The 9,201-nt window shown below is 41.7% G+C and carries 6 protein-coding genes; 1 reads left to right on the top strand and 5 read right to left on the bottom strand.

Annotation, left to right across the window (positions count from 1 at the left end):
• The coding region (locus ACWIUO_RS04740) for a hypothetical protein (RefSeq protein ID WP_454176772.1) at nucleotides 1-339 on the top strand (339 nt) is incomplete at its 5' end.
• 46 nt (nucleotides 340-385) lie between these two features.
• Here ACWIUO_RS04740 and ACWIUO_RS04735 read toward each other — a convergent pair.
• The 5 genes from ACWIUO_RS04735 to ACWIUO_RS04715 all read right to left on the bottom strand — a co-directional run bounded on the left by ACWIUO_RS04735 (nucleotide 386) and on the right by ACWIUO_RS04715 (nucleotide 9,181).
• A complete protein-coding gene (locus ACWIUO_RS04735) occupies nucleotides 386-673 on the bottom strand; it encodes a DUF3240 family protein (RefSeq protein WP_454176771.1) in 288 nt (95 codons plus the stop codon).
• 19 nt (nucleotides 674-692) lie between these two features.
• A complete protein-coding gene (locus ACWIUO_RS04730; protein ID WP_454176770.1) occupies nucleotides 693-3,755 on the bottom strand; it encodes an efflux RND transporter permease subunit in 3,063 nt (1,020 codons plus the stop codon).
• On the bottom strand, nucleotides 3,755-5,383 hold the full coding sequence (locus tag ACWIUO_RS04725) for a hypothetical protein (protein ID WP_454176769.1): 1,629 nt from the start codon (nucleotides 5,381-5,383) through the stop codon (nucleotides 3,755-3,757). Before ACWIUO_RS04725 ends, ACWIUO_RS04730 begins: the two co-directional genes overlap by 1 nt.
• Nucleotides 5,384-5,421: 38 nt before the next feature.
• A complete protein-coding gene (locus ACWIUO_RS04720) occupies nucleotides 5,422-7,131 on the bottom strand; it encodes a TolC family protein (RefSeq protein WP_454176768.1) in 1,710 nt (569 codons plus the stop codon).
• A 274-nt stretch (nucleotides 7,132-7,405) separates the two neighbouring features.
• Nucleotides 7,406-9,181, bottom strand: a complete 1,776-nt coding sequence (locus ACWIUO_RS04715; protein ID WP_454176767.1) for a hypothetical protein — start codon at nucleotides 9,179-9,181, stop codon at nucleotides 7,406-7,408.
• Between the last annotated feature and the right edge of the window lie 20 nt (nucleotides 9,182-9,201).

The raw sequence follows: 9,201 nt of genomic DNA, 5'->3' as shown, positions 1-9,201 counted from the left end.
ACCCAAAATCTAGCACGCAATCAAAATCTAGTCCAAAGCCTGCTACAAAATCTAATGCAAAAGCCAATACAAAATCTGCCCCCGCTAAAAAACCCACCACAAAGTAACCTACAAAACAAACAATGCAACAACGACAATGCAAAACCGACAAAAAATAGCGTTTTATCATTTTCTAAAACAACTACAAAATCATATTTAGAAATGATTGCTTACTTGCTAAAATATTTCGCGCCTATCAAAAATGCCACTGCTAGTATCACAACGACTATAAACATATCTTCATTTACGCCCATACTTTTTCCTACTTTTTATGATTTTGCTTTATTGGATTTTGCTTAGATTTTGGCTAGTTTTTGTGCATTTGTGTTATTTGCTACAAGCACCATTATGGCATTTCTTTGACATTGTCAAGCAAATAGCACCGCACGCCATCTCGCTGATATTCTTTATACATTGCGCGGGATAGCTCATCTGCGCTATCATAATCCGCAAAAATCCTAAACACCCCATATTCTTTCCTCCCGCTTACTTGCTCGCGTGAGGTTTGCAAAAGCGTGCGCGAAGCGTATTTTTCACATACGAAATAAAAAAAATCATTTAACCTACGCTCCAAAAGCATATCCACAATATCATCTTTTAGTCGCACTTCTGCATAGATTTCAAGCAAGCACATTTGCATTCCCTTTTAGATTTTATTTGATTTGGACTTTTTTTGCCACGATTCTAAACATAGCGGGCAAAAGTAGCAATGTCAAAGCACTAGAGGTTACAAGCCCGCCTAGCACGACAATGGCTAGCGGTTTTTGCACTTCGCTACCCACTCCGCTTGAGAGTAGCATAGGGATAAGTCCAAAGGCTGCGATAAATGCCGTCATAAGTATGGGGCGAAGTCGCCTTTTTGCCCCGCGCACTACGGCTTCATCGACACTATATCCTTGATGGATTAGCTCTTTAAAATACCCTATCATCACCACGCCATTTAGCACGGCTATCCCAAATAGCGTGATAAAGCCGATACTAGCTGGCACAGAAAAATACTCCCCTGAAGCAAATAGTGAGATAAGCCCACCTGTGATAGCAAAGGGGATATTTAGCAAAATCATCAACGCCAAAGGCACGCTTTTAAAGGTAAAAAATAGGATAAAAAAGATTACCACGATACTAATGGGAATCACCACAGCAAATCTAGCATTTGCCCTTTGCTGGTTTTCAAACTGCCCACCATAAGTGATAAAGTAGTTTTCTGGCAACTTCACTTGAGAGGCGATTTTTGCCCGCGCTTCATCGACAAAACCGCCCAAATCCCTATTTTCTACATTGCTTCGCACAACGCTCATACGGCGATTGTTTTCGCGCACGATGGTTACAGGACCATCGACTTCTTTTATCTCTGCGATTGAGCTTACGGGGACTACATAGCCTTTTGATGAAAACATCTCTAATGCTTCTAGCTTTGTCATATCGCTAGCGATTTCTGGCTCTTGGCGGATAAGCACGGGAATCCTAGCCACACCCATAGGAATGTAAGAAACCAAAATCCCATCTAAAGAGCTTTTCATAAACTTTGAAAACTCATCGATACTTACGCCGACATTGCTCATAATGTGCTTCTCTGGCGTAATGTAGAGATAATTTACCCCCTCATTTAGCGTGGTAAAGACCTCGCTACTTCCGCGCACACCTTGCAAAATCTCTTTGATTTGATTGCTTAGGGCATTTAGCGTGGGAATATCATCGCCAAAGATTTTGATAGCCAAATCCCCGCGCACGCCTGTAAGCATTTCGCTGATACGCATATCAATAGGCTGGGTGAAAGTAAAGCTAATGCCAACAAATGATTCTAGCGAAGCGGCGATTTTTTTGATAAGCTCGTCTTTGTTTTTGACTTGCCATTGTTCTTTTGGGATAAATGACATAAATATATCGCTTTGATTTATCCCACCCAAATCAAGCCCTAGCTCATCAGTCCCCGTGCGTGCGACAATGGTTTTTACCTCTGGGACGGATTCTTTGATAGCTTTTTCTATGCGGAGGATTAAATCGCGCGATTGTGGGATAGAAATGGAGGGCGTAGTCTCTACCATAAGCACGATGTCGCCCTCATCTAATGTCGGCATAAACGCCCGCCCGATGAAAGGAAAAAGACTCAAAGATAGCACCAAAAACACAAGCGCGCTTGAAATGACAAGTTTGGATTTTGCTAGGCAGAAATTTAGGGCTGGTTCATAGATTTTGTTGATATGTCGCATTAGCCAAGTTTCTTTATGCTCATCTTTGCTTTTTAGCACAAGTGAGGCGATGACGGGGATAACTGTGATAGATAAAATCAGAGAGCCTAAAAGCGCGAAAACGATACTTTTGCCAAGCGGACCAAACATTTTCCCCTCTATGCCCTCCAATGTGAGAATCGGCACAAAAAACACGATGATTATGATAATCCCGCTAACCACAGAAACAGAGATTTCTTTGCAGGCGCGATACATCGCGTGTAGTTTAGTCGTGGTGGTGTTGCTACTTAGCTTTTCAAAGGCGTTTTCTACCATCACCACCGCAGAATCTACCAAAATCCCAATGGCAATAGCTAGCCCCCCTAAACTCATTAGATTTGCACTCATACCGCTTAGATTCATACAGATAAATGCCACGCTAAGCGCACAGGGCAAAATCACACTCACCGCGATTGCCGCACGCAAATCCCCCAAAAACAAAAATAGCAAAATGATAATTAACACGATGGCTTCAATCAGCACTTTGGTTACATTATTTACCGCTTTTTGTGTCAAATCGCTTCTATCATAAAATACATTTAGGCTTACCCCTTCTGGCAAAAGTGGTTTTAGCTCTTCAAATTTTTTGTAAATCTCTACGATAGTGTCTTTTGAGTTTGCACCTTTGAGGGATAGCACCATTCCTTGCGTGGTTTCGCCTATGCCGTCTTTGGTAACAAAGCCAAGCCTAGTGAGAGAATCTGTATGCACGGTGGCAAAATCCCCTATGCGCACAAAGCCAAATTTGGTTTGTATGGCTAGCTCTGCGATTTCTTGCGGGCTTAGGGCGGCATTTTGGACTTTGACTAGATAGACTTCGCCATCTCTATCTACGCGCCCTGCGCCGTCATTTTTAAGGCTTGCTTTTAGGACATCTTCTAGCTCGGTTATGGTGATACCAAGTCGCGCCATATCGTTAAAATCTGGCATCACCACAAATGCTTTTGCAAAGCCACCTAGAGAATTTACATCGGCTACGCCTTTGATTTTGCGCACTTCTGGGCGGATAGTAAAATCTAGCAATATGCGCTTTTCCATATCGCTGATATTTCCCTCAATGGTAAACATAAACATATCTGAAAGTGGCGTTACGATAGGTGTTAGTCGCACTTCTACGCCATCTGGCAAGCTATCTAGCGCGTTTGCTAGCCTCTCATTTGTCATTTGTCTTGCTAGATAAATGTCTAGGCTATCATCAAAATCTAGCACAATATTGGCTATGGCGTATTTGGTCGTGGAACGCAAAATCTTTTGGCTAGGAAGCCCTTGTAGCTCTAGCTCTAAGGGGCGCACGACACGATTTTCTACTTCTTCTGGCGCCATACCCGGGGCTTTGACAGAGATGCGCACCTGCGTGGAGGACACATCTGGAAACGCATCAATAGGAATGCTTATAAAACTATATCCGCCAAAGGCTAGTAGCCCAAAGCCTAGTATGAGGATAATGATTCTCTGGATAAGGGAAAATTCTATGATTTTTGCTAGCATTATTGGCTTACCTCGCCTACATTGTTGATGATTCCTTTTAGGGCGATTAGCGCACCTGAAGCGACTTGCTCACTGCCTCTTAGCCCACTAGAATCAATGACAAAGGATTTACTTCGCTTTTCTACGATATTTACCACGCGAGGCATATAGCCATCTTTTGTTTTGATGAAAATCAAATCATCTTTGCCGTTTTTGATAACCGCATCGGAGGGGAGCGCGAAAGTGCCTTTTGGCTGTTTGCCCTCTATGTAAATGTCCGCGACTTCGCCTACGCGAAATACGCCTTTTTGTAGTCTAGCGATGGCGGTTATGGAGTTATTTGTCTTATCTAGGACGACTGATACGGTGGATATATCGCCTACATATTGCCCTTGCTCGCTATATACTTTTGAGCCCGGGACTACATAGTCTGAGATGGAGGCGGGGATTTTGATTCGCGCTAGTAAGTCATTGCTTTTTGAGATTCTCACATAGGGGGTAAAGGCGGGGATTTTCTCCCCTGTGGTTTTGGGCGCGACTGACAAAATCCCGCTAGAGCTAGCCACTACGCGAAATCCGCTTTTGCCCTTTGGTCGCTTGGGGTCGATACCAAATAGTTTAAATGAGTTTTCTAGCTGACTAAGTTTTAAAAACAATTCACGGCTTGCTAGGTAGCTTGTTTGGTATTCTCTTTGTGAAATCACGCCTGATTCATACAGACCTTTGTCTTTTTGGGCGACTTCTTGGGCTACGCGATAGCGATTGCGTGCGTTTTCTAGCTCAAAATATGAGTTGTTTAGCTCATTAGAATTTATCTCACAAATCTCATCACCCTCATTGATTGCCTCCCCCTCACGCATATAAATCGCCACCACTACGACATCAAAAGTCGAGCTTTGCGTGGCGGATTCTTTGTCATCAAAATCAATTAGCGCGTTAAAAGGCACGCCACGCGTAATGCTTGGATTTTGGATAGGAATGTCTTTTATGCCTAAGCCCTGTGCTTGAGAGGGGGTGATTTTGACTTCGGTATATTTTGCGTTTTGCTGTTGCAAATCTTTTGCTGTGGGGAGATTTTGGGGGTAATTTTTTTGCGTATTTGGTGGATTTTGGTTTGGATTTTGACTTAGATTTTGGTTTTGATTGGCTGGCGTGTGTCTAGGATTTTGGCTTTGTGTGGGGCTTTGGAGGGCTTGTGGGATTTGAGAGGGTTGATTATGCTGTGGCATATTTTGCGCTACAAAATCTTGGCTATTGTGTTGGTTATGTGGCGGATTTTGCAGGGAATCTATATTTTTATCCAAACTTGTATCAAAATGCGTGTCAAAGCCGTTTTCATCATTTGCGTGGTTTTGTGCCATAAGCGCGTCTTGCCCGCTAGATTCTTCATTGTTAGGTTGTTCGTTGTTGGAGCTAGAATCTATTTGAGTTTGCTCTTTATGCTGGCTTGCTGATATTTCGCTAGGGTTATCAGCGCGATTGCTTGTGATGATAAATACGATTAAAAGCACGACTGCTAGCAAAATCACTGCGCCTAGCAATGCTTGCTTTAGCCAAAATTTGTTTTCTAGCTGCTTTGGAAGTTGCGTTTTTATGCTTGATTTTAGTTGCTCGATTTTGTCAAATATCATTTTAAAATCTTGTTTCATCATTGCTCCTTGTCTAGTTACTTAGTGTCTAGTTTGCTTTATTTTGTGTCGGTGTCTAGCATTTGCCCTAGTGTCTCTTCTAGTAGGGATTGGATAGCGATGTATTCTAGCTTGGCATCTGCTAGGGTGATAAGGCTATCCATATATGCGTTTTGGTAGGTTAGGTATTCAAAAAGGCTGATTTTTTGGGCTTCATAGGCGATTTTGCCCATTTCGACTAGCTCTTTTTTGTTTTGTATATTTTCTTTTTGTAGTTCGATATAGCTTTTTTTGTTCCCTAATTGTTCATAATAGGATTCTAAGTTTAGGGCTAGGTTTGTTTTGGTGATTTCATTTTCTCTCAATGCGCCGCTATGGAGGGCTAAAAACTTGCGTTTTAAGTGCATATTTTTTGTCGTTACAGGTAGTGGCACGCTTAGGCGAAACTGCACGCCATCACTTGAAGGGGAATGTGCGACCCCTGCGCCTATCTCTATGGCATCAAATCTCTCTTGGCTAACGATTTTTGCATTGGTTTTATAATCTTTTGCTTGCAAGTCTAAAATCTCTGTGTAGGGGGAGGATTTTAGGCTCTCTTTTGCGTGGGCGAAAGATAGCGTAGCATAGTCAAAATCTAGCCCTTGGACTATTATGTCTCTTTTGGGGGATAGGATTTGTTCATCGATGTGTTTGGCTATGTTTGCGCTATTTTGGGTGTCTTGGTAGTCGTTATGCGGATTTTGCATATTTGGGACATTTGGGTTATCCAAATCCTGCTCGCTAGATTCTTGCGCATTTAGGACATTTGCTTCTTGTAGATTTTGTGTGTTTTGCGCCAAGGTGCTAGAATCGATAATTTCTAAAACTTCGATTCCTAAAATCTGATGGAGCTGTCGTTGCAAATCTAGTAGGGTGGTTTGTGCCTGCATTTTTAGCAGTTTTGCATCTAAGTAAGAATTGTTAAAGCTAATGTAGTCTTTTTGGGACATACTGCCTGCTTTTAGCTTGGCTTTTGCGATTTGTAGCTGGGACAAAAAGTTGCTCTCTCTGTGGATATAAATATGATATTTTTCTTTGGCGATAATGTAGCTAAGATAGAGTTGCTTGGCGGAGATAAAAGCTAGATTTTTGTAGAGATTGTAGGTTTTTTGGTATTGGAGGGTTTGTAGATTTAGGCTTTTGTGTAGTAGTGTTTGCACCCACGGAAGTTTTGGTTTTAGGATAAAAAGCGCGTTTAGTTCTAGCTCTTTTTTGCCATAGCCATTTTTATTTTGTGTGCCTTCTATCTCGGTGTAGGGGCTATCCCACGCATTATAAGCCTTTTGGGATTCTAGGAGGCTTACAAAGGCGGCTTTGCTTTTGACTAGGCTGATATTTCGCGCTTCCACAGACTCAAAAAACGCTTCTTTTGAAAACTCTTGAGCAATGCCTTTTGTAATATTTTGCGTAATGTTTTGTGGTTTTTTGGCTATGGATTTATAATCTAGCTTTGGTAGATTTGCCTTGCTAGATTTTGATTTGGTAGAATCTTTTGTGGGTAGGGAATCTTGCTTTGCCCCCTTTGTCTCATTTGCTTCTGCAAATGCGTAATCACAGGCAAAAAAACTTAAAAAACATAGTAAAAATAGCAAAAACGCACAAAGCCTACCACAAAACCTACAAGGTTTAAGCCATATTTTTGGCATAAAAAATGGCTTAAAAAAACGCAGTGAATGCACAGGGCATAATGATAAATGTTGTGAAATCTGCAATGAGAAAAATTTTTTCACTTTTTTGTTCCTTTTTGTTGTGAAAAGCATATTTTAGCAGGGCTAAACACGATAAAAACACAACGAATATATGCGCTAAAAGCGCGGTATCTAGGCTAGATTTTGGATTCTACAACGATAAACTAACCATTTAGTAAATCGAATTTGAATCGATTTTAAACGGCTTTTGATTTTAGATTTTAGTTTTTTCTAGGCTACAAATGATAGCATTTACGCGCTAGCCAACCCCCACAACTAAACCAAAATCATATCATACGCAAAAAACATACCAACACTAAAACATATACCCTAGCCATAGTTTTGAAATTAGTGATTTAGATTGTGCGCTAGATGAGCCTTTTGCCCACTCATCTAAATACGCTATGGTCAAATGTAGATGAATATTTGCTAGGCTTAGCTCTAGCTCGCCTACTGCTTGATTTGAAAAATGGCTATTTTGCAGTGAGCCATTTGGGAAAAATATGCTTCTGCCATAGCCTACAAATCCTCCAAACTCTTTGATTACGCCTTTTCCCGCCCTGCGATAATCCACCCTCACATAGCCACTTTGCCCGCCCTCGCCATAAATGTAGGTGTTGTATTCTAGGGGGTTATTATCCGCATAGATGGGTAGCAAATCTGTCGCGCCATTTTTATCATTGCCTACATAGCCCGTCGCGATTGTTAGCCCCCCTAAATGCGCTCTGCCCTCTAAGTGAAGCATTCCGCCATTTAGCTCGCCAAAGCCGTTTTTAAAGCTATTTTTTTTGTAGCATACTAGCCCTGCGTTTTGCACTCTTTGTAGCAAATTTGGCGTGAAATTGCCACTGCCACATTGCCCTACATTTAGCGCGTTATATTCCTCTTGCACCCCTGCGGTTACAAAATTTGCGTGGAGTAAAAAACTTAGATGAAGATTTTTTGCCAACTCTTTTGAGGTAAAATCTAGCTTTGCCCCCGCGACTGTATAGAGGCTATGGAGATAGTTTGCATAGATTCTCGCTTGCAAATCCTCGCTTTCATAGTTTGCATCTGCATAAAAATTCATTTTCATATCATAGCCTTGATATGTTTCATAAAGTCGCTTTATATGCCCATAGGCGGTGTTTTCGCTAGGGTTTGCGTAGCTTTGACGATAAAATCCACCAAATGCGATTCTAACCCCGCTAATATGCCCATAGATTTCCCCTCCCTCCAAATAATCCCCTAGCCATTCATACCTTGCCCCATATCGTCCTAAGCGGATTCCAAAAGTCTCGTTTTTATTCAAAATCCCCACATAAAGCCCTGCGATATGGGCTTTGTCATTGGTTAGAAACATATCTTTTGCTTCGTCATTATTGATAAAAAGTGAGATGATTTCAGGCTGCTCTCTAAACGCATTGTTTGAAGTGTCTTTGCGCCCTATATCGCCTAAATGCGCTAGGGCTGATAGCGTGCCACCTAGATAGATTCCCCATAGTTTTGGTGTCTCAAAGGTAAATCGCCCAAAAATCGCGCTATATCCGCTCTCAAATCTATCGCCTAGCACCGCAGATAAAGACTTTGAGCGGATATTTGCATAAGTGGTAAATGAAGAGATTTCGATATTTTCTAAGCGCAAAAATTTGCCTAGCTCAAAGTATGGCTGGGTTTGCTGGGTTTGGATTTTGCGTGCAGAATCTGTATAAAAATTTGTCTCATAATCAGGTGCGGCATCAAAAGGCTTATATTCAAATTTGTTTGATTCTGCGCTTTGGCGGTAGGATTCTTTGATTCCAAATTGTGGTTTGTTTGGCTCTTTTTGGCGGGTTTGGAGGATATTCCACGCTTTTTTGTTTTGCGGATTTTGCGTGGGGGGCGGTGTGGGGATTGGCGTTGGTGTGGGGTTTGGTTCTTGTTGTTCTGTGTTTGAATTTGGCTCTGTGAAATCTTGCGTTGCGTTTAAGTCTGCATTTGTTTCTTGTGATTGTGTTGTTTGTATTGTTTCTTGCGATTGGACGGTTTGGGCTAGATTTATGGGATTTGCTAGCGATATATTTCCTAGCACAAGGTAGCATAGCACAAATGACGCATTTATCGCTTTTTGCATACTTTTATAAACTCCGTTTA

The organism is Helicobacter sp. T3_23-1056, assembly GCF_053654535.1.
This window is presented reverse-complemented; position numbering and strand designations above follow the sequence as displayed.

What these genes read in the sequence shown, in the direction of transcription:
- ACWIUO_RS04735 (WP_454176771.1), bottom strand. Translation starts at nt 673, where the DNA reads ATGTGCTTGCTTGAAATCTATGCAGAAGTGCGACTAAAAGATGATATT.
- ACWIUO_RS04730 (WP_454176770.1), bottom strand. Translation starts at nt 3,755, where the DNA reads ATGCTAGCAAAAATCATAGAATTTTCCCTTATCCAGAGAATCATTATC.
- ACWIUO_RS04715 (WP_454176767.1), bottom strand. Translation starts at nt 9,181, where the DNA reads ATGCAAAAAGCGATAAATGCGTCATTTGTGCTATGCTACCTTGTGCTA.
- ACWIUO_RS04725 (WP_454176769.1), bottom strand. Translation starts at nt 5,383, where the DNA reads ATGAAACAAGATTTTAAAATGATATTTGACAAAATCGAGCAACTAAAA.